Here is a 26991-nt window from a genome sequence, read left to right on the forward strand (position 1 = left end):
TCCTGTCTCCTTTCTGCTGAACTCAATGGTTCATGTTGCTCATATTGTTTTCATCAGGATTTTCTTCGCCTTTTTCTTCAGTTGGAGAATCACCTTCAGCATCCGTTTCTTTGGTTGAAGGATGGTGACCTGCTGGAGGTGGTGAAAAGCCTAAGTGTGTTCCTGTAAATGTTGACTGTCCAAGATGCCCTGGTTCGAGCAGTTCTTTAAACTTCTCTTCAGTGAGGGGGTTAGCTGTCGCTTTAACTTCATTGACCCATTCATCATATTCTTCTGGAGATAGTGCTTTTACGCTAAATGTTTGTTGAGCAAAACCTTCACCAGAGAAGTTAGCGTTACGGCCGGTGTATTCGCCTGGCACATCAGCTGCAAGGTTTAAAGTGTTTACCATATCAGCCATGGCATATTTCTGTCCACCGAGCTGGGGAATCCAAAAACTCGATATGGGTCCGTAAGAATACAGTTTGAATTGAATCGGTCTGTCAGTCGGGATAAATAAGTAATTTAAGGTTTCGATATCTTCTTCAGGATAACTAAAATGCCATTTCCAGTTGGAAGAAGATGCGTATATGACTAAAGGCTCCTCCGTATAACCTTTAGGGATAGCCTCCACTTCATAAGTGGATTTCACCGTTACAAACGAAAGGAAGGCTACGATTAATATGGGGATCGATGTCCAGAGTATTTCGAGTTTGAGACTTCCTTCAATATGAGGAGGTTCATACTCATCACTTTGCTTGGAGGCTCGATACTTTCTAATAATCAAAACATAAAGTGCAATCACAACCACAACAACAATCGCCATGGTCCAAATGGATATCATAATGACATCAGCTGTTGTACGAGCTTGCGGTCCCTTTGGATCTAAAACCTTAAGTGGCTCACAACCGGTCAGAACAGTAGCAAAAATAAAAACCAATGATAACATTGCCCATTTTATTTTCATGAAGTACCCCTTTCTCAAAAATTCATGCCATACGTTTTAGGTTATCGGATCGCACTCAATAGTTATCTTTCCTTCACTCCTCGCTGTCGACTTATACGTGCTTAAACCATTGTATATAAATAAGACTACGCATTGAAGTCTTTTAGGCGGATTGTCATAACTCTTTCACGCTTTATTCACCTTTTCAACACAAAACAGCCTCAGAATTTTCATAACCTTGTTCTGTAATGTTAAATAGTTTATAGCCTAATGCCGGGAGATAGCGTCGAATCCATGTGGTTCTTTAGAGGTTTTGGTGTTATGGGACTGCTAAAGAAGGTACTATGGTTATGAAATAAAAAAAAGAGCCAATTACGGCTCTTTAATTTTAACTCTTCATGACACGAACTGCGTTTAATACAGCGAGGAGTGTTACCCCAACGTCGGAGAAAACGGCTTCCCACATCGTTGCAATGCCGAAGGCTCCAAGTAACAAGAAAATGGCTTTAACTCCAAGTGCGAAGATAATATTTTGCCAAACAATTCTTCGGGTTCTCTTCGCAATACGAATTGCTGATGAAATCTTGGATGGTTCGTCTGTCATAATCACGATGTCAGCAGCCTCAATGGCTGCATCTGAACCAAGTCCACCCATTGCAATTCCCACATCAGCTCTAGCTAATACCGGTGTATCGTTAATACCATCTCCAACGAATATGATTTTCTCTTTTGATGTTTTCTGTTGATCCAGCTTTTCAATTTCTTCTACTTTATGCTGCGGAAGGAGCTCAGCATGTACCTGATCTAATCCGAGTTTGCGTCCCACAGCCTCCCCTACAGCTTTAGAGTCACCTGTTAACATAACTATCTTTTTAATTCCGAGTTCCTTCAAAGAGCGAATAGCTTCTGCAGAATCCTCTTTCACCTCATCGGAAATGACAATATACCCAGCATATTCTCGATCAATACTAATGTGTACGATAGTGCCTAAATCTTCAGGTTGATTAAATGGAATTTGTTCTCTCTTCATTAATTTCGCATTACCGGCCAAGACCTCTTTTCCATTAACCTTTACTTGAATGCCATGACCAGATATCTCGTTGTATCCTTCCAATTCTTCTTCACTTGTTTCCTGCCCGTATGCTGCTCTTATCGAATCTGCAATCGGGTGGGTAGAGTGCATTTCGGCATACGCTGCATATTTAAGCAACTCGTCTTTAGAAATCTCGCCCATTGGATGGATATTGGTTACCGTAAATGCTCCCTTTGTAAGGGTTCCCGTCTTATCAAACACAACATATTTGACATCATTAAGCGCTTCAAGATAATTACTTCCTTTAATCAATACCCCATTTTTTGAAGCAGCTCCAATACCACCAAAAAATCCGAGCGGAATCGAAACAACTAAAGCGCATGGACATGAAATAACTAAGAATACTAAGGCACGATAAATCCAATCAGAGAATGTGGCTCCACTTATAATAAGGGGAGGTAACACAGCGAGCAATACCGCAATAATGACCACCACTGGCGTATAATAGCGGGCAAACTTTGTTATGAAATTTTCTGTTGGTGCTTTTTTACTGCTGGCATTTTGCACTAGATCCAGAATTTTTGAAACTGTAGATTCACCAAATTCCTTGGCTACCTCTACCGTTAATACGCCATTCTTATTAATAAATCCACTTAGGACATCTTGACCTGGTTCCACTTCTCTTGGAATAGATTCCCCAGTTAATGCAGAGGTATCTACTGCTGAATTCCCTTCAATGACCTTACCATCCAAAGGTACCCTTTCGCCTGGCTTTACGACAATAAAGTCACCGATCTTAACTTCTTCCGGAGATACACGTTTTGTATCGTTACCCATTTTAAGGTTTGCATAGTCAGGGCGAATATCTAAAAGAGCACTGATGGACTTTCTAGAACGATTTACAGCGATCCCTTGGAACATCTCCCCAACCTGATAGAACAACATCACGGCGACACCTTCAGGGTATTCCTGAATGGCGAAAGCACCAAGTGTTGCTATCGTCATAAGGAAGTTTTCATCAAAAACCTGGCCGCGAACAATATTTCTAGCTGCCCGAAAGACAATATCTCCACCTATAACAATGTAAGCTACTGCAAACAGTGCAAATTCTAAATAACCGGAAAAAGAAGAAAATAAGCCAACCGCTGCAATAGCGGTACCAAACAATAAACGAATTAACATCCGTTTCGTATTTTCATTTCCATGTTCATGAGAATGTCCGTGATCATCTCCATGACCGTGACTGTCCTCTGAATGTAATGCCCCTGCTGCAGATTTGTTCTTTTCAATCACTCGGATATGAGGCTCTAGTGTTTTCACTTTCTCCTTGGCTTTCGATACAATGTTTTCAACCTGTCCGTTTGCAGTTTCCATCGTTAGTGTCTTCGTTACAAAATTAACGGAACAGGAACTTACACCTTCAATTTTCTTAACACCATTTTCGATTTTCATTGCACAGTTAGCACAATCCAGTCCTTCTAATATCAACTCTTTTTTAACCCTTTGTTGTTGTGCTTCCATCGTATGTTCTCCTTTCCACCAACCTTGCCGTACACACATGAACAATTATTCATATGTTATTTAAACTCATTATATTCAAATGAAAAGTTAGTTGTCAATTATTTCGTACATTCTCCGCTACATTAGGTGAAGACTTCTAAACACAACAAAAACAGCACCAGCAGCTGACTGCGGGTGCTTTTATGTTATTCTCCATGCATTGTATGTTGTAGGGTTTGTGTAAAAATTTGCTCGATGTGTGTATCATCCAATGAATAAAACACCGTCTTGCCCACTTTACGACGTTTTACGATCCTCATATTACGAAGGTATCGCAGTTGATGCGAGATCGCTGACTGTCCCATCTCGAGTAATACAGAAAGATCATGGACACATAATTCTTTCTGCAATAAAGCATTGATCAATTTAACCCGAGTAGGATCACTGAAGGCTTTAAACCAGTCTGCCACTTGAACAGCTGCATGCTCATCAATCATTCCGGCCCTAACTTGTTTTAAATCAGCCTCAGACCCAAAGCATGATGTGTCACAATCTTCAATCAAGGGATCCTTCTGCTCCATTTTCGTAATCACCATCCTATTTACCATTACCACTTATTTTATAGCAAAGGCACAAAAAACGAAAGGATTACGATTAACAAACCGAATTTTGTCAGAAGAAAAGTGTCCCGAACTACTACTCCTACCCTATTTTTATTCTCTCAGCAGATGATCAACAATACGCTTAGCATCATATTTCACCCATCCAAGCAGTGCTGACCCTCTTGATGTTTGCCACGGTAATCCAACAAAGTAGAGTCCTTTTACAACGGATACACCTTCCATATGATCGATATGCCCATCTTTAAATGCCGCTTTTATGTCTATCCAGTGATCATCACGTTTAAAACCTGTAGCCCAGATAATGTTGTCGATATGTATAGGAGTTCCTTCGTTCTGAAAATATAACTTTTGATCCACTATCTTTTCCGTCCTTGCATGGAGTTTTATCCTTCCTTGTTGAATGAGCAGCTTCAACTCCTTTCCATAGATCTGTTCTGGCATTGCGTGTAACCATTTACCTAACATACTTTTGCGGTTTGCTGTTAGAAAGCCCACCTTGTCAAAATACCAAAAAATACTCTTGCCGAAAATATGTAACGGTTTATATTGGATCTCACTGCTTGCGGACAAATGCACTTCAAAATCATCTGCCAATTCACTGGAAATTTGGGCCCCGGAGTTTCCTGCACCTACAACACAAACAACCCCTTCTTTAAGTTGGTTCTTATTTCGATATTCAGAAGAATGTAATTGTATAACTGCATCACCAAGCTTGTCATGAAAAGAAGGTACTAGTGGCTTCTGAAAAGGACCGGTGGCTACTATAACTTTTTTTGATCTAAATGTACCCTCCGATGTGGAGACTTCAAAGATTCCATTGTTCATGGTTAATGATGTAACTTGTGTATTACTTTGAATAGGAAGCTCTAAACGATTCGCATAATCTTTCAAATAATCTGCAACCTCATTTTTATGTGGTAAACCCTGAGGATCACCTTGAAAGGGAACACCTGGTAGACTATTATACATTCTTGGCGTAAACAGATGAAGAGAATCATAGCGATCTCTCCAAGAGTCACCAACCTCCTTGTGACCATCAAGGATGAGAAAATCCACAGATTTTTGTTTGAGATAGTAAGCAGCCGCAAGCCCGGCCTGACCTCCACCGATGACTATAACATCTAACATATAAATATCATCCCTCCTTTTAATATTTTTATTTAAAGTATCATATGAGCATTTATTCATCAATAATGAATATCCCAACATTGAGTATCGGCAGAAATGCACATCTTCTAAATAGGCATCAAGTCATTGGTGTTTTGTACATTGAAGTAATAAGCACCAACGTATGTCTAAGAAGGAAACACGATTGCAAGCCCCATAAGGGTAACATTGAATTGAAATCATAAAACAAGCCCTTCATAAATTGAAGGGCTTGTTTTATGATTTCAATTGTAACTTCCGACCATCATCGTGTAACTTTTTTGACTAATGGTTCTTCTTGCAGTTACATATCGTTGTTTATAATAGGATTCTGACAGTTTACTTATCCTTACACCCTTACTACTGGACGAATGTGCAAATTGACCATTGCCAATATAGATTCCAGCATGAGAAATTCCCCTGCCACTCGTATTAAAAAAAACTAAGTCACCCGGTCTCAGATTATCTTTTGAGACTGGAGTCCCCACTTTGGCCTGAGCACTCGATGTACGTGGCAAATCTAAGTTGAATTTATCAAAAATGTACAGAATAAAGCCGGAACAATCGAAACCACTTGAAGTTGTACCTCCCCATTTATAGGGTGTTCCAACGACTTTACTTACTTCAGTAGTCAACTTAGGTTGATTATCTGCAAACGCACTGGCTGTTCCCGAAGATAATATAATGGCAGACCCTAACAACGACAGTAACATTTTCTTCAAGATTTTTTCTCCCTTCGATGCCTACGGAGTTAGCTGAGGGTTCGGTAGAAGGATCCCTATACTCCCATTACTACAAGAATAATTCACCCAAAAATGGTTCCCCCGTTTTCAAAAACGAAATTCGGCATAATTTATGAAATTTTTGTAACCCTACATAATGTAGTCTATTTTTTCGCGATTGTCAATCTTATCTTTAGAATTCTTTTCCTCCTTAAATTAATGTTAATATTTGTTTAAATCCCCGTACCTATTGGACTTATATCAGAACATTAATCGAAAAGAATTCGTATTGAACGCAGAAACAAATAAAACAATATTGTAATACTTTTGCTGAGGTTCGAAATAAATAGCAGTCGAACCAAGTTCGACTGCCTCTTATATTAAATTAATTAAGATCTATTACTGGCGATTGGGTCTTCATATCGCTCATGATGGTTTCTAAACCTTCGGTATGCAATGAGGCAAATGGCAATTAGGATAATAAAGACACTCAATAACTGCGAGACACGAACTGTACCATAACTCATTTCGCCTTCCTGGAACATAAGCCCCATCGGTGACCAAAGTAATTTCATCAAATTTGCAAGCCAGTTAGAGGCAAACCAGGCTAAACTGTCGGTACGCAGTCCTTCGATAAAAAACCGTCCGATGGAATACCAAGTGAAATAAGTCAAAAATAATTCTCCTGAACGTAGAAAAGGCTGGCGTCTCAACCATAAGAGCAACAACAAACCAACCAAATTCCAAATGGACTCATACAGAAAGGTCGGATGATAATAGACACCCTCGATATTCATTTGATCGACAATAAAGTTAGGCAAGTGTAGTGTTGTCCTGAGAAAATCCTCAGATACTGGCCCTCCATGAGCTTCTTGATTTATATAATTTCCCCAACGCCCGATCAATTGTCCTATAATCAAACCCGGAGCACATAGATCTGCAATACGCCAAAAATTATAGCCACGTATATGAAAGAAAAAAATCATAGCAACGATCGCTCCGATTAAAGCTCCGTAAATGGCGATTCCACCGTTCCATATTTTGAAAACGTCCCAAAAGTTATCGCGGTAATCTTCCCACTTGAATATGACATAGTAAGCTCTAGCCCCGACGATAGCCGACGGCACGCCAACTAGCACCATGTCCAAAAAGAACCCTGGATGGATCTGATACCGCTTGCCTTCTTGAATAACAACGATTAGACCAATGAGAGCTGCTACGCTTAAGATAATTCCGTACCAGTATAATTGGATTGGCCCTAATCGAAATGCAATTGGACTAATCGCATCGAACAAACCCTTTCACCTCAATCCCATATCGTTAGTAACCGATAATATTGATTCATAATTAATGATGAAATTTCGATTAAACATCCTATATTTAAATAAGGAAGGCGATACATGTTGAACAATGATACTTTTCTTTCAATTCTCAAGCCTAGGATTATGATTTTAAGCTCACTGTTACTGTTTACTATGATTAGTATCGTTTTCCTGACGGATATCTATTTTATTGATTTCAACAGTACCGTTCATTTAATAGCACATTATATCAGTCCGTTTATCATTCACTTACTGTTATCCCTTTTTGTGAAGAACAAGGTGTCCTGGTTACTTGGTGCAACGCTGACAACGATTATTTCACTAGTACTGATTCTAGTAGTCGTTTTGGTGTTTTTTAGCAATTAGTTGCCTGGTCTTGGGCTCACGCCAGCCTCAGATCTTGTGAGTACCATTAAGATTGTAATTAAAATAAATGCTACTAATGCGAGAAAAGGAATCGTTATAAAACCAAACCAATTAATGTATTGTACATTACACGGCACCCCGTTCGTGCATGGCTTGATTGCTGCAAATCCAGGGACCTTCTGCTCCAAATAATGAAATAATGAAACGCATGCTCCAAAAATCGAAAATGGAAGCACATATTTTTTTATGCTTGTCTCACTGTAAAAGGCCGCAATTCCAAGAATGATACTGAGTGGATACATTAGTATTCTCTGATACCAGCACAATTCGCAAGGAATAAACCCCCTTATCTCGCTAAAATAGAGGCTTCCAAGCGTTGCTGTAAGTGCTACAACCCAAGCTAAATATATTGTTTTGTCACGTACCACTACTCGATCCCCTCCCATCTACTCCTTCAGTTGCGCATTGATTAAGGATGATATCTCCTCATAATCAAACGGGTTCGTTACCATAACATTATTGATCATAATCGTGGGTGTTTGTTGTACATTATATTCACGGACTAATTCCTCATCTAAAGCAACTTGGTCTTCGATCTGCTTACTTCCCATATCTTCTTTAAGCTTCGCTAGATCGATATTAGGTGTATATTCTTTAGCAAGCTCCAGCGCCTTTTCTGGGGTTAGCCATGCGTTATCATGCTGCTCTGTTTCAGGTTGTGCATTAAATACTTCATGATGAAATGTCCAATATGCGTCAGGATCCTGCAGTAGTATTGCTTCTGCAGCAAGTGCGCCTGTTTTTGACTCATCACCATGAAAAAGAACATTAATATAGGAGAATGATGCTTTTCCTGTTTCGATAAAGTCCTTCGAGAGTTGTGGCATTATATTCTCTCCCCAGGCTTTGCAGGAGGGACATTTATAATCTCCAAACTCCACGATAGATACCTTTGCGTTTTTGTCACCTAGAGTAGGCTGGTTTTCCGTGGCCGGTGGGTTGTCAAATACCCCTTCCGAACGATTTGATGGTTGGCTGTTCTGGTTTAACAATACCAAAGCTACCACCAGGCCCACAAAAATGATGGTGAAAATAACTAGATTTTTTGATGATTTCTTCTTATTATTCATGTTTCACCTCAGCTATTTATTCGTTTAGTTGCTTTTTTTTTAGATGTTTGCTTACTTGCCGTTTTATATGTTTATCACCGCCTTAATTCCAGATCTCGAACTACATCAAAAACCTGTAAACCCGCCGTATAGCCCGATTAACCATATGGTGATTTTGGTCATTTGATCTGTGTAAAGCAATATTCCGGTAAGAACCATCATCGCCCCGCCAATTTTCATCATTAGTGAAGAATATTTTGAGATCCATTTTAATCTGCCAATAAAAAAGGCCATAATGAGAAACGGAATCCCAAACCCTAATGTATATGCACTTATGTAACCCACTGCCTTCTCAGGGTTTGTTACTCCCATAGCTAAAACGGCTGAAAGAATGGGTCCGATACACGGTGTCCATCCTGCAGAGAATGATAATCCAACTAATATCGATCCAAGATATCCTGACGGTTTATGCTTAAATTGAAACTTCCTATCTTTCATTAAAATCTGTAACTGAATAACTCCTAGCATGATTAATCCCATTACAATCACTAATAATCCACCTAATTTTTGAATCAATTCGCGATTATTCGAGAACAAATCTCCTACTAAACTGGCTGATAACCCTAATGCGAAAAAAATGACAGAGAATCCTAGCATAAAGCATATGGTATGAGCAAAAGCCTTCTTTTGCATGATCCCCTTACCATCCTTTAACTCCTTAACAGAAATTCCGGTAATGTAAGATATATAGGATGGATAGAGCGGAAGACAGCAAGGAGATATAAAAGACAAAAATCCTGCTGCAAATGCTATCCATAGAGTCAAGTTCTCTGGGCCCATGAGTTAACTTCCTTTCTACAACGAGAAGCCATCAATAATCGTAATTAATAGTTATTAAGTTGATTCGGTGAGTCATATACAGCTTCAGCAACTTCAATGGAGTCATCATGTTTCTCCTTTCGGTACCATCTTGCAGAAATGATTGCCAGTGTGACTACAAATGCTGCCTCTTGCGTCATTTTCATAATAATTCCGCCTAATTGCTGATCATCAATTGGACTCAAAAATGAAAATAGTTGGGGAGCATTCACATATGGATCATAGAGAATGTTGCCGGCAAAAATTATGGCTACACATGCTGGATATAACAGGATTGCATTCGCTGCAATATACCCTAACTTTTTTACATTCGATAGTTTATCAAGTTCTGGTACAGGGCACATAAGTGGCCACCACATCTGAAATGATGCAATTACTAACAAAACATGATATAAGCCTCCTAGGAATGGGATCTCCATCAGCTTATTAAAAACAACTGGGAAATGATATAAGGATAAAGCAGAGTTAAATAGAAACATGGCTAAGATAGGTTGATTAAAAAATGAGAGAAACTTCGAGGAAAACTTGGAATTTAATAAAGGGCGTATTAACCATGATGGCGTACCTAAATAAAAAAACAGCGGCATAATAAAGTATAATAAAGCTTGCTTCAGCATGTGAGCGCTAAATAACACATGATGACTAAACGCATTGATGGGACTTCCAACCGCTATATAAAACGTAAACAAACCTGAAATAAACAATATTTTTTGTCTGGTTTTAACTGGTTCACTTTCATAAAAGCGGTTACGTAATGGACCAACATATAACAAGTAGATTACAGATAATAAAACGGTTATAAAAAATACGAGCGGACCCCATAATTCTGAAAAACTAAAATGTGTTAATACACTCTGGTTCATCAATGGCAAAACTCCTTTTCCATATCAAACAGTTAAAAGACTACACAACATAGTATATTACAAATTAAAGATTACTGGTTATTACAATTGTTTGTCAACTTACTGAACTGAATATAATATGTGTATTTACCATTTGATTTTAGGACTCGACAAGGAAATGAACAAAGAAACGGGAAGATCTGCACTCTAAGTGAGTTCAATCTACCCGTTTCTATTCGTCAATTAATATGAGAAATCACAAAATTTACAGATTCATTTGAACAGAACTGGTCCTCTTTGGATGATTATAGGCTCAAAACTGAATACTTTCTGACTGATGGTCTACAGCTAGCTTTATCAGCTGCTTTAACTGCATATCTTCTAGTGAGTAAAACACAAGTTTTCCTTCTTTGCGGTATTTCGCAATCCCCATATTTCTAAGCAGTCGTAAATGATGGGATGCTGTCGCCATTGTAGAACCAATAATATTGGCCACATCGCAAACGCACAACTCATCCTCATCGCATAAGGCATAGGCGACTTTTAACCGTGTAGGATCGGCAATGACCTTAAAAATTTGGGACATATTTTGAAAATCATGATTACTCAACTTTGCTTTAACACGTCTCACTTTATCTTCATCGTAACAAAATATATCGCAGGTATCCTCTGTTGACATGTGTAACACCTCAATCTCATACTCATTTGAGTATTATCATATTTCAGTTACGGATGGTTGTCAAAAAGCCAATACGCAGCAAACTAAATATGAATAGGATGTCCAAGAGCAACTTCAGCTGCTTCTGCAGTCAATTCACCAAGTGTTGGGTGAGCATGTATGGTAAGCGCAATGTCTTCTAAGGTTGAACCCAGTTCAATGGCTAATGCGAGCTCCGGAATCAGATCTGATGCATTGGTCCCTATAATTTGTCCACCTAACACAAGACCTGTCTTCTTATCCCCTACTAACTTTACAAACCCTTCAGCTGAGGTCAAAGATAATGCTCGAGCGTTAGCAGCTAAAGGGAATTTACCTGTCAATACATCAAAACCCTGCTCTTTAGCTTCGAACTCAGAAAGGCCAACTGATGCAATTTCCGGATCAGAAAATACAACGGAAGGAATCACTTTATAGTCAAAAATACTTGGAAGTCCTGCAATAGCTTCTGCTACGATTTTCCCTTCATATGAAGCTTTATGAGCTAACGCCGGTCCTGGAATAATATCTCCAATCGCGTATATATGTGGTAGACTGGTTTGACCTGACTCATTGACTTCAACAAGTCCTCGTTCTCCTATTTGGATACCAATTTTATCGAGACCAAGTTCACCATCCGTATTGGGTCTACGACCGACTGTAACCAGTACATAATCAGCCGTCGCTTGTCTTTCTTCATTATTTACTGTAAACGATACGGTAACTTCTTTCTCTGTTTGCTCAGCTGACTGTGCCATCGCATCCGTATACACAGTCGCACCCAACGAACTTAAGTTCTTACTTATAATGCGTGTGATATCCTTTTCGAATCCTGGCAATATGGTACTGGATCCTTCTAGTACCGTGATTTCTGTTCCGAATTTTGCATACATTTGTCCAAGTTCAATACCGATATAGCCTCCACCAATGATAATGATACGCTTTGGAATTTCAGTAAGGCTTAAAGCTTCCGTCGAAGATAAGATACGTCCTCCGAATGGAAATGATTTTAATTCAATCGGACGAGAACCTACTGCGACGATGCAGTTTTCAAAATGATAATGGGAGCTTTCCTGCTTATTGGATACTTTTACTTCACGCTCACTAATAAATGTTGCTTCTCCTTTGATAACCGTAATTTTATTTTTCTTCATCAACGACTGGATACCTGACTTCAGCCGATCAACCACGTCCTTCTGCTTCCATTGCTGAATTTGGGAGAAGTCAATTTCAATATCCCTTGCTGTTAATCCGGGTATTCCCGAATTATGCATATGCTCGTGTCGATGTGCTGCCGAGATCAACGCTTTGGACGGTACACACCCGCAATTCAAACAAACGCCGCCTAGTTCCGACTTTTCAACCAATAATACTTTCTTCCCGAGCTGAGCTGCTCTAATTGCAGCCACATATCCGCCTGATCCTCCGCCAATTACCAACAATTCAATGTGCTGATTTGCTTGATCCATCCTAATCTCCTCCATCTTGTTGTTTGTATAATTACTTTAATAAGCTTCTGACAACATCTAAAACATCACCATGAAGCATGATGGATATACCCAGAACGATAAAAACGATTGGAATGATAACATTACCGTACTTTTGCAATATCTTTACAATAGCTGGGAAACTCGCTAGACGATAACCCAAGAAACACCAGACCGCAACCATAACCAAAAAAACGAGCGCGATATAAATAAGTGAGTCTCTGCTTTGGGTTGTAAAATAAGGAATATATATTCCTAGGTTATCTCCACCGTTCGCAAAGGTAATCGCTGCAACCTTAGCAGTCAATGGACTAAAAAAACGATTACCGGTTAATTGAGACTTTACATCACCTAATTTCTCGAGTGCTTCTTCTGCCTCATCTTCCTCTTTGGTGAAAAACATTCGAATACCAAGATAAATCGGTATCAAGCCAAGGAACCCAGCCCACTCTGGTGGCAGAAAAGTAAAACCCAAGGCACCAAGTAAGCTCAGTATTACTAAAAGTCCGAATCCAAGGTACTGACCAATCACAATTTGCATATGGCGCACTTTATCGATTTGGGCAAAAAAGATCATGAGGATAAAAATGTCATCAATGTTGGTTACGATAAAGGTACCTATGGCTGATAAGAGTTGTGTAATGGACATATTTGATCCTTCTTTCTATATGGGCTTAACTACACTTCTTTGCTTTATAAAGTGAAAGGCTACCATATAAGGTTGCATACTGTTTTGTTTCATTCATCGTATTAAATCCGGCCTTTAGCGCAAATCCAGGTAAAAGTCCCTTAACATTATCCGTGGTGGTTGAAAATCCATCGAGGATCTGAATGGAATAATATGCAATACGCATAATGCCATTTTTCGCTTTCCCCCAATCGGCGATATGAAGCTCTCCTTCTGGTTTAAGTACTCTGAATATCTCCTTTAAGGTTTGGAGCTTGTTTGTTGTGGTTAAATGATGAAACATTAGACTGGTGACCACACGATCAAAGGAGTGATCAGGGTATGGTAATTCGTACGAGTTACCTTGATCAAACTTAATGCTTAAATGCCTCTGCGCGGCCTTTGCCTCTGCCATTCGAAGAACATCGGGATCAATATCAAGACCGGTGACCTCTGATTCAGGATAGCTTTGTTTTAATTGCACCGTTAACGTACCTGTGCCACACCCGAGATCCAGTATTCGTTGTCCTGGATAACTTTGAACTTGTTTGATTAATTGGTTTTTAAATGTAGACTCTCTCATTGTCCAACGTAATACAGAATCGTAAAAAGACGTAAGCCAGTGAAACCGTAGAGCCGGAATGTAATCCGATTTGGTTTTGTCATTTGTCTTCTTCATTGATCTTCCCCAATTCACTGAGAATTAATAATCAAACAATTGTTTGAATGTGAGATTATAATACACCATTATTTTCTATTAGTCAAATGTTCGTTTGATTGTTTTCTGCACAAAAATGGATTATTTCCTGATCGGATTGTCTTGTCCCAAACGAAAAGACACACATATCCAATGTGTGTCTTTTAAAATGAATAAAACCTGCAATATGACTTCGTATGGAGAAGAATCTCGCACCCAAAAAATGTAGAGCGAAGAATCAAGAGATCTTCCTAAATTACACGTTGAATTGTTACTGTGAGTTATTCTTTCACACGCATGAGTCGTAATCCATTCAATGCAACGAGGAGAGTAGCCCCCATGTCTGAAAGTATGGCAATCCATAGCGTTAACCAACCGGGTATAACCAGCAGCAAAGCGATGAGCTTGATCACTAATGCAAACGTGATGTTTTGTTTGATTATCGATAGTGCATTTCGGCTTAGTTTAATTGCGAAAGGCAGTTTTCTCAGGTCATCCCCCATCAAAGCCACGTCTGCAGTTTCGAGCGCTGTATCCGTCCCAGCTCCGCCCATGGCAATCCCAACTGTTGAAGCAGCAAGTGCAGGAGCGTCATTAATACCGTCCCCAACCATGGCTACATTTCCGTATTCGGATCTCAATTGTTTAATGTAATCTAATTTATCCTGAGGCAATAGCTCGGCCTGTACATCCGACACGCCGACAGATCCAGCGATAGCTGTAGCCGTACCTTTATTATCACCCGTAAGCATAATGGTTTTTTTAATGCCAAGTTGATGTAATTTTTGAATAACGCCCATACTGGAATCGCGAACTTCATCTGCTACTGCAATCACAGCAAGGATATCCTTTTCTGTACCAACAATCATGGCCGTTTTCCCTTGGTTTTGGAGGGACGAAACCAACTGCTCTTGGTCAGGAGTGAACTGAACCGTTGGCAATTCCTTAAAGAGTTTTGGATTTCCAATATAATATGTCGTTCCGTTAACACTACCCTTAATCCCCTTGCCTGTTATTGATGAGAAATCCTCAACCGTAATGTCCGAATAAGAAATACTGGATTCTTCTGCCTTTCGCATAATCGCAGAGGCAAGAGGATGTTGAGAACGATACTCCAAGGCAGTAATAATGGAGAGTAATTCTTTTTCATTGGCAGCTTTATTCAATACATTAAAATCCGTAACAACAGGAACACCTTTGGTGAGCGTGCCGGTTTTATCAAAGGCAATGGCTTTTAAAGCACCCATTTCCTCCAGATATACGCCGCCTTTGATGAGAACGCCCTTTTTCGCAGCATTCCCAATGGCCGACACAATAGAAATCGGTGTGGAAATAACCAGGGCACAAGGGCAACCAACAACAAGTACGGATAAGCCTTGGTAGATCCATGTTGTCCAATCTCCACCAAAGAGCAATGGTGGGATCACAGCGACCAATGCTGCCACAATCATAATGATTGGGGTATAGTATTTCGCAAATTTATCAACAAAGGCTTGCGATGGCGCACGTTCACCCTGTGCTTCCTCAACTAAGTGGATGATCTTTGCAATCGTTGTGTCATCAACAAGTTTGGTTACTTTAACTTCAAGCAAACCTTCTTCATTTAATGTACCGGCAAATACGTCATCATCTACTTTTTTCTCTACGGGGACTGACTCACCTGTAATTGCTGCCTGGTTTACTGCTGAATAGCCACTAACAACAACACCATCCATGGCTATCTTTTGTCCAGGCTTGACGATCATGATATCGCCTAGTGCGATGTCATCCACATGTATCATCATCTCCTGCCCATTGCGTCTCACCAGGGCTTCTTTTGGTGCAATATCCATTAGAGAACGAATGGATTGTCTTGCGCGATCCATCGAGAATCGTTCAAGAGCTTCACTTATTGCAAAGAGAATGACTACAATTGCACCTTCCGCCCATTCCCCGATTACTGCGGCACCAATAATAGCAACCGTCATAAGGGTTTTCATATCAAACTCAAAACGCATCAAGTTTTTAAAACCAACTTTAAAGAGCGAAAATCCGCCAATCACGATAGAGGCTGCAAAGAGCAAGGAGGTAATCAGGTTTTCCTCTCCGTTTACAATTAAGGAAAGGTATCCGAAAACGATCAGTAAAGCCGCATTTAATAACGTGCTATGCTTTTTATAAAATGGTTCCTTTTCTTCTTTGTTAGAGTCTCCTATCGCTTCCCTTTGAGCCTTTTCTGGGGCAACCTTAAGATTCTCAAAGGCACCGGCCTTCTCAAGTTCTTCGATCGTTGTGTCACCATACACGGAAATTTTAGATGCACCAAAATTCACCTTGGCATCTTGTACTCCCGGGAGCTGTTTCACATTATTCTCAAACTTCCCTGCACAATTCGCACATGTAAAGCCTTCTACACGGTATACATTTTTTTTATCTGTTGATTCAGCCATGTTACTCAACTCCAATAGCCTCCTTCTGATGCTCAATCGCGATACGGATGATTTGTTTCAATTGGGCATCCTCCATTGAATAAAAAACAAGTTTTCCTTCTTTACGATATTTCGTAATCCCCATGTTCCGCAGCAGCCGTAAGTGATGGGAAGCCGTTGCCATAGTAGAACCAATAATATTTGCAACATCACAAACGCATAACTCATCCTCATCACAAAGTGCATAAGCCACCTTCAGCCTCGTTGGATCTGCTAAGACCTTGAATACTTGAGCCATATCTTGAAAATCATGTGTGCTTAGCTTTGCCTTCACTCGATTGACCTTATGCTCGTCATAACAAAAAATATCGCATGTATCTCTAACTTCCATTGAATCACCTCAATCAAATGATTATTTGATTATTATAATAATGCCGAGTTCTTAAATTGTCAAAGAAAACCTTAAAAGGCTACCATACCTTGCCGATCCCCTTACACCAGAGGATTCTTCGCTGCCGTTCAAAAGTTCCAAGCAGCTTCCGTTGCCTTCATCCATACGCAACAAGTTTCGGCTTCTCTATTCCCTCTTGCGAGGTCTTTTTGACGACGCGCAGGATTCACTTTATGTTACGGCCTGGTATGTTGCTCGCCCTGTCTCCGACAGGTACTTTCGTCAATACGCTTCTACGCACAGATTTCGCCATACGCAGGTATCTTAGCTCACGGGGGCTTGGCCCCTCCCGTGATCGGACTTTCACCGGCTAGAAGATGCTGGGCACGCTGTGTAAAAAAAGTGACTCCCTATGGAAGTCACCCTTTACTTGCCTTTTCCTTGTTTGAAACGAATCAAGCGATAGATAAGATAGATGGCCGCACCTACAACCGCCATTCCAATGCATGCCAATCTGAATATGCCAACCTCACTTATAAACGAACCCATTCGGTAATATGAGGCCGAAAACATTAAACACATCAACCCGAGTGCCATGAAAAATAAAGCAATAAACCAATCTGTTTTCTTCATCTTATTGATCCTCCTGCATCATCGGAAGGACGAATTGAACGCTAACACAGGTGCCTTTCCCAACCCTGCTGGTAACATGGATTGAACCTCCTTGCAGCTTCACTAATTTTTTGACAATCGACAAACCGAGCCCTGTCCCGCCCGTTTGCCGTGATCTGGACTTCTCGACACGATAGAAACGGTCGAAGATATAGGGGAGCTCGTCGTCAGGAATTCCGATCCCCGTGTCTTGAATGGATAGTGTCAGCATGGTAGATGAATGGTGAAGATATACATCAATACGCCCTTCATCGGTATATCGTATAGCGTTCTCCAAAAGATTGAGGGCAATTTGCTCTAAACGCATGCCATCTCCTCGAATGAATGGAACAGACTTGGTGGGATGGACAACCAACTCCAACCCTTTTTCCTTTGCTTTTAACGATACCTTTTGGACTGACTGATGGATAACATACCTCAAATCAATCCATTCCATGGATAGACTGATCTTTCCTTCTTCCATTTTGGCAAGCTCAAATAGATCATCCACCAAATGCTGGATTCGAACTCCTTCTTGATAAATAATATCTAAATAACGGTCTTTCTCTTCCTCCGTCTCATACATATGGTTCTTTACAACCTTGGCATATCCCTCCAAATAGGTGATCGGTGTTCGAAGCTCATGTGAAATATTCGCAAAGAACTCCTGTCGTGTATCCCGGTATCGCTGAAGATCTGCGGCCAAATTATTAATTGCTGCCGCCAAATCGCCGATTTCATCTTTGCTATGGATGTCCAACCGGGTTTCTAACTCGCCGACGGCGATTTTTTTCGTCGCTTTTTGCATCATAATGAGTGGTCGTGAGAAAAGCAATGCCATAATCCATGTAATGCCCATTGCAAGCAAAAATGCACCTACTCCGGATAGAATCAACAAATTACGTATGGCTGTAAGCGACTTATCCATGCTTTGCATAGAAGCCATCACATAAATAGCTGAGGTAATCTGATGATCTTTATAGATCGGTTGACCAATCACCATATAGCGATGGCCTAATGGATCTTCATGCTCTAAGTTGATCGCGTTTCCTGAGAAGATTTGCTTCAAATCCTCTTTACGAATAAATGTACGATCGGCGGGATTATGTTCCCCTGTATGAAAAGTAATGTCTCCTGCTGCATTAATATAAAACATGCTGACATTCGAAAAATCGGCGAAAGTCAGCATCATTTCTTCCGAAGATGCTTCTGTGGTCTCGGCCATGGTCGAGACATGAGAAGTCATTTCCGTGATCTCTGTTTTCATTTCTGAATGGTAAAAGCTTGAAAACATTTGATATAGACTGACACCAAGGAAGAGGAGAACAATAAAAAAAATCGCAGCTATGATCAGCCCCAGTTTCATCCCAATTCGATTACTTCTCATCTTTCTTCTCCCTGCGCAATAAACTTATAGCCTACTCCCCAAACCGTGTGAATTGCCTCGTATCCAAGTCCTGCACGATTCATCTTCTCTCGAATATTTTTGACGTGGGTATCGACGACTCGAGCGTCTCCCGTATACTCATACCCCCATAATCGTTCAACCAAGTCATCACGCGAAAATGTACGTTGACTATGCTCAGCAAGAAAGTGAAGTAAATCAAATTCTTTGGGCGTAAAATCAATGCTTTCTTCATGAATGTAAACTTCTCGAGCATCTGCGTTGATTTTGAGGTTATTAAAAACCAACGTCGTATCTTGAGGTTTTTGGGCTTGATTGATCATAGATCGTCTTAGCAGCGAAAATACCCGGGCTACCAATTCCTCGGGTTCGAATGGCTTGGTTAAATAATCATCCGCTCCAATACCGAGCCCATGAACTTTATCCTTTGTCTCCGTACGCGCGGTGAGCATGAGGATGGGAATTATCTCCGTTTCTCGAACGGTTTTGCACACCTGCCAACCATCCATTCCAGGCATCATCACATCCAAGATTAGAAGGTCAAAAGAGTGCTGCTTAAGCATCGACAGCGCCTCATAGCCAGTGGAAGCTTCCTTCACCACAAATCCCTCTTTCACAAGATATAGGCGAAGTAGATTCCGCATGTTCCACTCATCATCGACCACAAGTACATGAATCTTTGACATTGTATCCACCTTCTTCAATGTGTAAATCCTACCCAAAATGTAAACGATTCATAGCGTCAAATGCAAGATAAAGAAACTTTGTCAGCATTCTGCTGAAGCAAAGGCAATTGATTCATTCTTTGGATGTTCTCCTGTGATGAATCTTGTTCATCAATGGCATGAAAATCATATGGAATAATGGGCATATCAGTAAGATGCCTATTAGAATATTATTGGTTGGTTCTCCTTGAAAGGCACGAATCAAGACCATGAGAACGACGACTACAATCGGCAACGCGCAGCATAATGTCATGATCCAATGATGCCACTTTGAAGCATGATAAGAAGATTGAGACTGATGGCTGTTTTCTTGATGATGCCCTCCACAACAACTCAACATTCATTCCTCCTTTAAATGGTATGACTTGGTTACATTCTGAAGATCATTTCGCATTTTTTCGTTTTGGGCCTTTAACTCGTCCAGTTCTTTCTGCATTCTTTGAGTTTCTTCACTCGTCCCATGTCCTTGTTTTTCATGCCCGTTACCGTGACCACCACGCATACCCAACATCATCAAGATCATCATGATCGGGCAAACCAATACCAATAACCATGTCCAGTCCATCTCTAACTCCTCCTATCTGGTGATGTAACTCTATTGTAGAAGAAGAATGTGTGGAAATCGTGTTGAAATGATGGAGGATTGATGTGACCATGAATCAAATCAAAAAAAACTCCTACAACGGCTGATCGATGCAGGAGTTTTATTGATTATTCAGGCTTATTTCCTACGGTAGGGTCAGGTGTGTAATTGCTATTGTATCCATTGTACATGACGTCCGTAACCATACCTGCGGACGCATGATGCAGATCATGGCAGTGGAACATCCAATCCCCAGGATTATCGGCTTCAAATGCGACCACATATTCTTCGCCAGGCTTTACATTCAGCGTGTCTTTGATAACTGGTGTTCCTTCGAGCGGTTTTCCGTTCTTGCTTAACACTTGGAAGAAGTGCCCGTGCAAGTGCATCGGATGATCATCGGTCTTCGAGTTATTCACGAAGGTTACTTTCACCTTATCCCCTTTATCTACTTTAATTGGATCGGTATCAGGAAATAGCTTTCCATTAATGGTGTAAACCATTTCTCCGGCTTTCATTTCCGTGTTCAGATCTAGCTTCACGTCTTGATCAAATTTCTGATCCAAAGAAAAATTGGTTCTTGCTTGCTGACCGTATTTGGTTAGATCAAAGGTCGGCAGCTCTTCGTTTGCGTTCGAAGCGTCGGGTCTGTCGGGTACTCCTTCATACTCAATGACTGCACGCATGTTCTTCACGCGGTCCTCTTTTCCATGTTCTTCTAATAGCCATGATCCTGGGTTATTAGCAGTAAATTCGAGATCATAGCGTTCGCCAGGCGCGATTGCAATGCCTTGATCGGTGATCACGGCTGGACTATTAACAGGCTGTCCATCAGATGCAATGACTTTGAACTCATGCCCATGTAAATGTATCGTGTGCGTAATGTAACCCGCATTGACCAATCGAATACGGACTTTATCCCCTTTCTTTACGGTGAGCTTGTCGATTGCATCACCTGTTTTCCCATTCATGGTATACACATCATACATGCTCATATCATGCCCAGCCATCTCTGTCATGTTGCTGGTATCGCCCATGTCCATTTGGCTGTGATCCATCCCCTCCATGTCTTCATTGTTGCTCGTATTGCCCATATCCATCTGACTGTGATCCATTCCCTGCATGTCTTCATTGTTGCTCGTATCGCCCATATCCATTTGGCTATGATCCATACCTTCCATGTCTTCGTTGTTGCTCATATCCATCTCACCTGAGCTCATCCATTCATCGAGTACAATCGTATAATCACGGTCATAACTCTCGCTGGGATCTTCCACGATTAACGTACCATACAAGCCCTTATCCAGCTGATTTACGCTATCTTGGTGCGAATGATACCAGTAGGTTCCTGGGACCGTTGCTTTAAATTCATATGTGAATTCCTTACCTGCAGCCACTGCATCTTGCGTTACGCCTGGAATACCGTCCATATTATTTGGAACCGGGTAGCCATGCCAGTGTATTGAAACAGGCTCCTCCAATTCATTCTTCAATTTAACTTTTACGGTGTCCCCAACCTTCACACGAATCTGTGGGCCAGGTACCGAATTGTTAAACGTCCAAACAGGCAAGGTCACATCATCCGATACTTTCAAGTTGCTCGCTTGTGCGGTAATCGTAAATTCCTTCCCATCTGCAACAGGAGTCGCTTGCGTCAATTTCATGTCCCCTGACTGCTCTTTGTTTTGACTCGTATTTTGTTGAGAATCCCCCATGTTCATCTTGGGTTGATCTGTACCTTTCATCCCATTTTGACTATTTGCATTTGCACAACCCGCCACGATGACACTAATTGCACCAACAGCGAGGAATAATTTTAGTTTACCCTTCATCATGAACCTCCTTTTGATTTTTCTCTTCATCAATATATCTAAAATTTGTGTTGAATTTATGAAGAAAAACTTTTTGAAATTAGAAATAATGAAAAGACCAGCTGGATGGTTTATCAGCTGGTCTGTTGATGTCTACTCTTCGATGATCGTTTTTCGTTGTTTAAATTCTTCTTCCGTGATTTCACCTTTTGCATACCGCTCCGCTAGGATCATTATGGGGTAGTTCTTCGTCCTGTTATTTCTTGTCAGTGAAGCAACTACCCAATAAACCGCCACGCCTACTGCAACAATCAGTATAAGCACACCTAAAAACATGAGCAACATACACATCATCATGAACGAGTTATTCATATTTATCATCATGTTATTTTTCACCTCGAAAAAAATTTCCTTGCATGGTTTACAAAGTTCAGTATTTCCACAAAAGCCCCATCAATGTCCTTACTCCAGGGAGGCACTGAATTTTTTTACATGAATGGTTTTTCCTAGATTGGGCTTTTTCATCAATGGCATTTGCCTTGTCGTGGTCATACAATGGTGAAGAAATCAAAAAAGGAGAGATCAGAAAAGTGTATTATGTGTATCCCAATACCTGGTATTATCCGCCGTCTCGATCCGTACCACCCATGCGTCAGGAGATGATGGCAGCAGAAAATATGATGATGTCTGAACCTATGAAGGAAATGATGAACATGATGAAGCAGCATATGATGACGACAAATGAAATTAAACGTACCGTAGACAGTATTGAAGAAAGATGTAGACGAATGGAAGAAATGATGAAAGGTAAATCTTAACGAAAGGATTCAGAAGGATATACCTAGAACGCGTCTCTTTGACTGTATCTTACGCCTTAATGATAAATGGTATGACACTACTCACCGACCCGCAGCCCTCAACCCTTTCCGGGACTAATTTTAATTAGCCCCGGATTTTTGCTGCTTTGACTGTAAGTGACGAGCCCCACAAAAAAGCCACTTCCGCGACTTCATATCCATATATGTTCTTGTCCTCCGACATATTCTTCAAACATAGGCGAGGATCGTTCTCTTCATCCATTATGTATACCTCTTTAGCAATGACACCGTGAACAGCCACGGCAGAAAAAGCAGCAGTTCACCCATAGTGGGCATGGCGTATGTTCCACCCCAACTTGATTTTGCTGATTTTCCGCACATTCAAGAAAGAGCAGAATATGCTACATTGACATACCGTAGTGTTAACTGAAATGAAAAGTAATCATATGAATTATTATCCTTGATTCGTTCAAATGCTTCATCTTTAAAAGGAGAAGTCTTTGAAATATGGATTATTGTAGGAGGTAGATGCATTTTGTCCGCATTTATTGGAATTATTGCGCTCTTACTTATCATCTTAAGTGTCCTTCGGCGGAGAACTAGTAGTTAAAATTAGGCATAAAAGATATGTTTGAATGACCTGTACTAAGGAACCCTCTATATCACTTTCGAATATCGAGAAAGAAATAAATCATCGAAATAAAATCAGCAATAAAAGAGAGCTCAATCAATTATGATTAAGCTCTCCTTATGTTTAACATTATTTAACAGGGGATAGCTCACTTTCTGTTACCCATTGATGATTTTTAACTTCTTCTCCACCGGTAGTAGGAGTGAAATCCACCATATATACTGTCGTTTTCTCAGCCGAATCAATTTCAGCCGTTGCTCCTTTCATACCCTCCATATGATCTGCATTTACAACCACTTCAGTTCCTGGTTTTAATGGAGCCTCGCCTGCATTTTGTAATTCTTCATGGATGACCCATTTGTGATTCTTCACTACTTCACCACCATTCGTTGGTGTATAAGAAATAGTGTACACCGTGGTATCATATGCTCCCACAATCTTTGCCGTTGCCCCTTTCATACCAGCCATGTGATCTGATTCAATAATCGCTTGTGTTCCGATTCCATAGGTTGGATTCTTTGCTTCTTTCAAACCTTTAGGCACTTCTCCAGAGCCAGTGTGTTCCATGTTACCATGATCCATTTCCCCCGCATTATCTGGACTTTCGGGGTCATTATTATTAGCGTTGCCGCAGGCCCCCAATACTAATAAAAGGGACATGAATATTAATAATACAGCCATTGGTCTAATTCTCTTCTTCAACATAATTAACTCCCTTCATGTAAAGAATTTTGCCCTGTTTAGTACAAAGTCATTGAAAATATATCCTTAACCTTAACAGTGACATTATTATTGGTTTACCCTCTCTGTAAAAAATATATTCATTATCGAGATCAGTTAGAGCAACAATTACATAGCTTTCGGTACGTTCGACGAATCCGCCTGTTTAGGCGAGCGGATAAACATCAAAGCTAATATCGCACCCGCAAAAGCAACCATACCTGACCAAAAGAATGCTTGTTGAAAACCATCATTTAGTGCTTCTACAGGGTTGGCACCCGTCGTGGAAGAAGTAGCTGATGCGGCAATGGCAACCATGATTGCTAGGCTAATAGCAGAACCTATCTGATAGCTTGTATTCGCTAGGCCGGATGCAAGACCGGCTTCTTCTGGCTTCGCTCCCGACATCGCGGCCATCATAGAAGGAATGTAGGCTAGAGACATCCCGAGAGCACCCAAAAGCGAAGCTGGAAGTACATTGATAAGGAAACTGCCGTCTACAGGCGTATTACTTGAGAACATGAGCATCGAACCGCCAAGGGCCGTCAACCCAATCACAATGTTTGCTTTTATACCAAATTTCCCAATCAACTTGCCTGTAATAACGATCATGAAGATGGCAATCAAAATGGTCATCGGAAGCAGTCCAACCCCACCCGCGAAAGCGGAAAACTTTAATATTTGCTGCATGTACAAGTTCAGGAAGTACCATAATGGAATCCAACCACCTGACAGCATGATAAGCGCAATATTGCCAGCAGCCAGGTTTGGTGCTTTAAAGATTCCAAGCGGAACCAGTGGTTCCTTTTTGTTTAACTGAATGATTAGAAAAAGAACGAACAATATCAGCCCAGCGATAAGGGTCCATATGGTGATTGGTGCACCCCATCCATTATGTTCTGCAGTTACAATTCCATACACGATCAGAACCAAAGATGCTGTTACAGAGATGGAGCCTGCAATGTCAATACTTCCTTTTCTTCGTGTACCTTTCGCTAGAAGACCGGGAGATAAAATTAATGCAAGGATACCAACTGGTACGTTAATTAGAAATGTCCATTGCCAACTCAGCCACTCTGTAATAACACCACCCAAAAATACACCAGCGGATCCTCCAGCAGCTGCGGAAGCTCCCCAGAAGCCCAGTGCCTTGCCCAATTCCTTAGGATTACCGCTAAAAAGCATCATCACAATGGTGAGAGCCGAAGGTGCTATTAACGCGGAACCGAATCCTTGCAGTGCACGACCGATGTTTAGTGAATCATCGTTCCAAGCAAAGCCCGCAAGTAAAGATGCTAATGTAAGAATCAAAAATCCCCACATGAACATGCGTCTTTGTCCAAAGAGGTCGGATAAACGACCACCTAGTAGTAATAACCCTCCGAAGAATATTACATAGGCATTAAATACCCACTGTAAACTTTCCTGTGTATATCCTAGCGCTTCTTGAATTGCCGGTAACGCAACTCCGATAATCGAAGTATCCATAATCACCATAAAATTCGCAAGACATAATAATGCTAGTGCCATCCATCGTCTTGGATCTGCTTGCGAAAGACTCTGTCCTTGTTTAGACATTTGTTTTATCCTCCTTTAGCTACATATCTCCGGATTTCATCAATCCAAAATTAACGCTTTCGACGGCCGTCAAAAAGTGAAGTTAATTATATGCCATAATTTACCGGAGATTGACTGCTTTTATAGTATAGCCCCCTACCCTATATTGTCAACATATTTTTATTTTTTATTTGACTTTGATTCCCTGCTCATAATCAAACGGTTTCACAGCAAATAACAAAAACGCTCAGATTTTTAATATCTTGAGCGTTTAAATTAGTGTTATAGATTTAGCTTTGGTCTAAATGAATTTTTTTACGGTACCATTATTTAAAACATAAGGCCATTCTAGCCTTCTTTGATCAATAGAAATTAAAGTTGTTTATCTATAACGAATCTTCGTACAAGGGATACCTCCACACGCCGATTCATTGCCCTCCCCTCAGAGGTAGTGTTTGTGGTTTTTGGACGAAATTCTCCAAAGCCAACAATCTGAAATCTTTCCGGATCCATTTTATTATTTTGAAGCAAAATATCCATGAATCGAAGCGCTCGCTTCTGACTTAATTCCCAATTTGAATCAAATTCGCTATTACTAATCGGCACATTATCGGTATGTCCTGCGACGATTATATTATAATCTTCAGTTTCTTCTAAAATCATGGATATAGCCATAACAATGGCCCGTGATTCAGGTTTTATAACAGATTCACCAGAATTATACAATGTAGTATCACTAATCATTATAGTTAATTCCGTTTTAGTCAAACTCGTTCGAATCTTAGTTTCAAAACCACTTGTTTGTATGAATGAATCGATCTTCTTCTGTATCTTTTCAAGATCTATCTGCTCTAAATTGACTAATGTGTTTATTTGCTTGGTAATACTTCTATCGATAGTTTGCTTAACGTTTACTGTACTATCCATTCTCATATCAGATTCTATAATTCCAGACTGTGACAATACCCCCGAACCAGAACTAAAATATGTACTGAATGCTTTACTCATCTCTTCATATTTCTTCGCATCTATTGAACTCATTGCATACAACACAATAAATAGTGCTAGCAACAAGGTTAACAAATCGGCATAAGGAATCAACCAACCTTCATTAACATGTTCCTCGTGTTCATTATAGCGTTTTTTTTTAATCAAGTTTGTTCCTCCCATCTACAAATTGGTATTAGCTATGAAATTACATAGTAAGATTAGCGGGTTATGACAACACAAAACTCAATAACACTATGAATTATAGTGCTATTGAGTTCAAATTCCC

At 40.4% G+C, this 26991-nt stretch carries 26 protein-coding genes and 1 riboswitch; of the genes, 1 reads left to right on the plus strand and 25 read right to left on the minus strand.

Annotated features, from left to right (window positions below; translation table 11 throughout):
• Positions 1-22: 22 nt before the first annotated feature.
• From qoxA to M2277_RS27805, 22 genes are all read right to left on the minus strand, one after another.
• A complete protein-coding gene (gene qoxA / locus M2277_RS27700; RefSeq protein ID WP_036638598.1) occupies positions 23-946 on the minus strand; it encodes a cytochrome aa3 quinol oxidase subunit II in 924 nt (307 codons plus the stop codon).
• 367 nt (positions 947-1313) lie between these two features.
• A complete protein-coding gene (locus M2277_RS27705) occupies positions 1314-3518 on the minus strand; it encodes a heavy metal translocating P-type ATPase (RefSeq protein ID WP_370511130.1) in 2205 nt (734 codons plus the stop codon).
• Between the two features lie 146 nt (positions 3519-3664).
• On the minus strand, positions 3665-4039 hold the full coding sequence (locus tag M2277_RS27710; protein ID WP_036638592.1) for an ArsR/SmtB family transcription factor: 375 nt from the start codon (positions 4037-4039) through the stop codon (positions 3665-3667).
• A gap of 132 nt (positions 4040-4171) precedes the next feature.
• Positions 4172-5209 (minus strand): flavin-containing monooxygenase, encoded by a 1038-nt coding sequence (locus tag M2277_RS27715; RefSeq protein ID WP_036638590.1) that lies wholly within the window; start codon positions 5207-5209, stop codon positions 4172-4174.
• 263 nt (positions 5210-5472) lie between these two features.
• Positions 5473-5949 (minus strand): C40 family peptidase, encoded by a 477-nt coding sequence (locus tag M2277_RS27720; protein WP_036638588.1) that lies wholly within the window; start codon positions 5947-5949, stop codon positions 5473-5475.
• 3 nt (positions 5950-5952) lie between these two features.
• Positions 5953-6086, minus strand: a riboswitch (cyclic di-AMP (ydaO/yuaA leader).
• A gap of 252 nt (positions 6087-6338) precedes the next feature.
• Entirely contained in the window at positions 6339-7244 is a 906-nt protein-coding gene (lgt, locus tag M2277_RS27725) for a prolipoprotein diacylglyceryl transferase (protein ID WP_036638586.1), read from the minus strand.
• 389 nt (positions 7245-7633) lie between these two features.
• Positions 7634-8065: a disulfide oxidoreductase gene (locus M2277_RS27730; RefSeq protein WP_231887922.1), complete on the minus strand. Its 432-nt coding sequence runs from the start codon at positions 8063-8065 to the stop codon at positions 7634-7636.
• A gap of 18 nt (positions 8066-8083) precedes the next feature.
• Complete coding sequence (locus M2277_RS27735; protein WP_028407063.1) at positions 8084-8767, minus strand: DsbA family protein; 684 nt, start codon at positions 8765-8767, stop codon at positions 8084-8086.
• Positions 8768-8872: 105 nt separating this feature from the next.
• Entirely contained in the window at positions 8873-9586 is a 714-nt protein-coding gene (locus tag M2277_RS27740) for a cytochrome c biogenesis CcdA family protein (protein ID WP_028407064.1), read from the minus strand.
• Positions 9587-9630: 44 nt separating this feature from the next.
• A complete protein-coding gene (locus tag M2277_RS27745; RefSeq protein ID WP_036638578.1) occupies positions 9631-10488 on the minus strand; it encodes a cytochrome c oxidase assembly protein in 858 nt (285 codons plus the stop codon).
• Between the two features lie 292 nt (positions 10489-10780).
• Complete coding sequence (locus tag M2277_RS27750; protein ID WP_028407066.1) at positions 10781-11146, minus strand: ArsR/SmtB family transcription factor; 366 nt, start codon at positions 11144-11146, stop codon at positions 10781-10783.
• 83 nt (positions 11147-11229) lie between these two features.
• Positions 11230-12639 carry a dihydrolipoyl dehydrogenase gene (gene lpdA, locus M2277_RS27755; protein ID WP_036638854.1) on the minus strand — a complete coding sequence of 470 codons (1410 nt, stop codon included), beginning with the start codon at positions 12637-12639 and terminating at the stop codon, positions 11230-11232.
• Between the two features lie 25 nt (positions 12640-12664).
• Positions 12665-13300, minus strand: a complete 636-nt coding sequence (locus M2277_RS27760; protein WP_036638574.1) for a cadmium resistance transporter — start codon at positions 13298-13300, stop codon at positions 12665-12667.
• A 25-nt stretch (positions 13301-13325) separates the two neighbouring features.
• Positions 13326-13997, minus strand: a complete 672-nt coding sequence (locus M2277_RS27765) for a class I SAM-dependent methyltransferase (protein WP_036638572.1) — start codon at positions 13995-13997, stop codon at positions 13326-13328.
• A gap of 299 nt (positions 13998-14296) precedes the next feature.
• Positions 14297-16444, minus strand: coding sequence for a heavy metal translocating P-type ATPase (locus tag M2277_RS27770; RefSeq protein WP_143767902.1), 2148 nt, complete (start codon positions 16442-16444; stop codon positions 14297-14299).
• Between the two features lies 1 nt (position 16445).
• Positions 16446-16814 (minus strand): ArsR/SmtB family transcription factor, encoded by a 369-nt coding sequence (locus M2277_RS27775; RefSeq protein WP_036638567.1) that lies wholly within the window; start codon positions 16812-16814, stop codon positions 16446-16448.
• Positions 16815-17240: 426 nt separating this feature from the next.
• Positions 17241-17447: a hypothetical protein gene (locus M2277_RS27780; RefSeq protein ID WP_036638565.1), complete on the minus strand. Its 207-nt coding sequence runs from the start codon at positions 17445-17447 to the stop codon at positions 17241-17243.
• Between the two features lies 1 nt (position 17448).
• A complete protein-coding gene (locus M2277_RS27785; protein WP_036638562.1) occupies positions 17449-18852 on the minus strand; it encodes a sensor histidine kinase in 1404 nt (467 codons plus the stop codon).
• The gene (locus tag M2277_RS27790; RefSeq protein ID WP_036638559.1) at positions 18849-19556 is read right to left on the minus strand and encodes a response regulator transcription factor; all 708 of its coding nucleotides are present in this window, start codon (positions 19554-19556) and stop codon (positions 18849-18851) included. The genes M2277_RS27785 and M2277_RS27790 overlap by 4 nt, the downstream gene beginning before the upstream one ends.
• Positions 19557-19935: 379 nt before the next feature.
• Complete coding sequence (locus tag M2277_RS27795; protein ID WP_036638557.1) at positions 19936-20160, minus strand: DUF2933 domain-containing protein; 225 nt, start codon at positions 20158-20160, stop codon at positions 19936-19938.
• A gap of 146 nt (positions 20161-20306) precedes the next feature.
• Positions 20307-22010 carry a multicopper oxidase family protein gene (locus tag M2277_RS27800; protein ID WP_063477387.1) on the minus strand — a complete coding sequence of 568 codons (1704 nt, stop codon included), beginning with the start codon at positions 22008-22010 and terminating at the stop codon, positions 20307-20309.
• Positions 22011-22142: 132 nt separating this feature from the next.
• The gene (locus M2277_RS27805; RefSeq protein ID WP_051449138.1) at positions 22143-22373 is read right to left on the minus strand and encodes an SHOCT domain-containing protein; all 231 of its coding nucleotides are present in this window, start codon (positions 22371-22373) and stop codon (positions 22143-22145) included.
• Positions 22374-22516: 143 nt separating this feature from the next.
• Between M2277_RS27805 and M2277_RS27810 the strand changes: the two genes are divergently transcribed.
• The gene (locus tag M2277_RS27810; protein WP_143767901.1) at positions 22517-22807 is read left to right on the plus strand and encodes a hypothetical protein; all 291 of its coding nucleotides are present in this window, start codon (positions 22517-22519) and stop codon (positions 22805-22807) included.
• Positions 22808-23567: 760 nt separating this feature from the next.
• On the opposite strand, the gene M2277_RS27815 is transcribed toward M2277_RS27810, so the two are convergent.
• The 3 genes from M2277_RS27815 to M2277_RS27825 all read right to left on the minus strand — a co-directional run bounded on the left by M2277_RS27815 (position 23568) and on the right by M2277_RS27825 (position 26870).
• Positions 23568-24143 carry a YdhK family protein gene (locus tag M2277_RS27815; protein ID WP_036638551.1) on the minus strand — a complete coding sequence of 192 codons (576 nt, stop codon included), beginning with the start codon at positions 24141-24143 and terminating at the stop codon, positions 23568-23570.
• A 144-nt stretch (positions 24144-24287) separates the two neighbouring features.
• Positions 24288-25736 carry an MFS transporter gene (locus M2277_RS27820; protein ID WP_036638549.1) on the minus strand — a complete coding sequence of 483 codons (1449 nt, stop codon included), beginning with the start codon at positions 25734-25736 and terminating at the stop codon, positions 24288-24290.
• 351 nt (positions 25737-26087) lie between these two features.
• Positions 26088-26870, minus strand: a complete 783-nt coding sequence (locus M2277_RS27825; protein WP_036638547.1) for a flagellar motor protein MotB — start codon at positions 26868-26870, stop codon at positions 26088-26090.
• Between the last annotated feature and the right edge of the window lie 121 nt (positions 26871-26991).

This window comes from Paenibacillus sp. LBL, from assembly GCF_029893715.1.
Classification (GTDB): domain Bacteria; phylum Bacillota; class Bacilli; order Paenibacillales; family Paenibacillaceae; genus Paenibacillus_AQ; species Paenibacillus_AQ glucanolyticus.

What these genes read in the sequence shown, in the direction of transcription:
- M2277_RS27710 (WP_036638592.1), bottom strand. Translation starts at nt 4,039, where the DNA reads ATGGAGCAGAAGGATCCCTTGATTGAAGATTGTGACACATCATGCTTT.
- M2277_RS27740 (WP_028407064.1), bottom strand. Translation starts at nt 9,586, where the DNA reads ATGGGCCCAGAGAACTTGACTCTATGGATAGCATTTGCAGCAGGATTT.
- M2277_RS27775 (WP_036638567.1), bottom strand. Translation starts at nt 16,814, where the DNA reads ATGGAAGTTAGAGATACATGCGATATTTTTTGTTATGACGAGCATAAG.
- M2277_RS27735 (WP_028407063.1), bottom strand. Translation starts at nt 8,767, where the DNA reads ATGAATAATAAGAAGAAATCATCAAAAAATCTAGTTATTTTCACCATC.
- M2277_RS27810 (WP_143767901.1), top strand. Translation starts at nt 22,517, where the DNA reads ATGGCATTTGCCTTGTCGTGGTCATACAATGGTGAAGAAATCAAAAAA.
- M2277_RS27770 (WP_143767902.1), bottom strand. Translation starts at nt 16,444, where the DNA reads ATGGCTGAATCAACAGATAAAAAAAATGTATACCGTGTAGAAGGCTTT.
- M2277_RS27765 (WP_036638572.1), bottom strand. Translation starts at nt 13,997, where the DNA reads ATGAAGAAGACAAATGACAAAACCAAATCGGATTACATTCCGGCTCTA.
- qoxA (WP_036638598.1), bottom strand. Translation starts at nt 946, where the DNA reads ATGAAAATAAAATGGGCAATGTTATCATTGGTTTTTATTTTTGCTACT.
- M2277_RS27785 (WP_036638562.1), bottom strand. Translation starts at nt 18,852, where the DNA reads ATGAGAAGTAATCGAATTGGGATGAAACTGGGGCTGATCATAGCTGCG.
- M2277_RS27820 (WP_036638549.1), bottom strand. Translation starts at nt 25,736, where the DNA reads ATGTCTAAACAAGGACAGAGTCTTTCGCAAGCAGATCCAAGACGATGG.
- M2277_RS27805 (WP_051449138.1), bottom strand. Translation starts at nt 22,373, where the DNA reads ATGATGATAAATATGAATAACTCGTTCATGATGATGTGTATGTTGCTC.
- M2277_RS27800 (WP_063477387.1), bottom strand. Translation starts at nt 22,010, where the DNA reads ATGAAGGGTAAACTAAAATTATTCCTCGCTGTTGGTGCAATTAGTGTC.
- M2277_RS27745 (WP_036638578.1), bottom strand. Translation starts at nt 10,488, where the DNA reads ATGAACCAGAGTGTATTAACACATTTTAGTTTTTCAGAATTATGGGGT.
- M2277_RS27760 (WP_036638574.1), bottom strand. Translation starts at nt 13,300, where the DNA reads ATGTCCATTACACAACTCTTATCAGCCATAGGTACCTTTATCGTAACC.
- M2277_RS27715 (WP_036638590.1), bottom strand. Translation starts at nt 5,209, where the DNA reads ATGTTAGATGTTATAGTCATCGGTGGAGGTCAGGCCGGGCTTGCGGCT.
- M2277_RS27750 (WP_028407066.1), bottom strand. Translation starts at nt 11,146, where the DNA reads ATGTCAACAGAGGATACCTGCGATATATTTTGTTACGATGAAGATAAA.
- M2277_RS27780 (WP_036638565.1), bottom strand. Translation starts at nt 17,447, where the DNA reads ATGAAGAAAACAGATTGGTTTATTGCTTTATTTTTCATGGCACTCGGG.
- M2277_RS27815 (WP_036638551.1), bottom strand. Translation starts at nt 24,143, where the DNA reads ATGTTGAAGAAGAGAATTAGACCAATGGCTGTATTATTAATATTCATG.
- M2277_RS27705 (WP_370511130.1), bottom strand. Translation starts at nt 3,518, where the DNA reads ATGTGTGTACGGCAAGGTTGGTGGAAAGGAGAACATACGATGGAAGCA.
- M2277_RS27790 (WP_036638559.1), bottom strand. Translation starts at nt 19,556, where the DNA reads ATGTCAAAGATTCATGTACTTGTGGTCGATGATGAGTGGAACATGCGG.
- M2277_RS27795 (WP_036638557.1), bottom strand. Translation starts at nt 20,160, where the DNA reads ATGGACTGGACATGGTTATTGGTATTGGTTTGCCCGATCATGATGATC.